At 43.1% G+C, this 281-nt stretch carries 1 protein-coding gene; it reads left to right on the forward strand.

Features of this window, described 5'->3' with window-relative positions:
• The coding region (locus AC3II9_RS21710; RefSeq protein ID WP_489158756.1) for a triphosphoribosyl-dephospho-CoA synthase at positions 1 to 241 on the forward strand (241 nt) is incomplete at its 5' end.
• Between the last annotated feature and the right edge of the window lie 40 nt (positions 242 to 281).

Here is a 281-nt window from a genome sequence, read left to right on the forward strand (position 1 = left end):
TGATACCTGTGTGCTTTATCGATCTGGAACATCTGGCTTAAAGCTTATGCAACAAGGTGCTCAGCAAGTACTTGATTTGGGCAGTAGCTCAAGCTTGGAAGGTCGACGTGCTTTACATCTTTTAGAGATTGATCTGCTTAGGATGAAAGCTTCCGCTGGTGGCGCCGCAGATTTGTTGGCAGCAACCTTGTTTATAGATCGTGCTCAGCAGTCATCTTTAAAAAATAAAAAGGGATTTTGATGATGGAAACACTTCATTTTGAATTTGTGGCCACAGAGCC

This window comes from Lysinibacillus sp. RU7 (assembly GCF_057837305.1).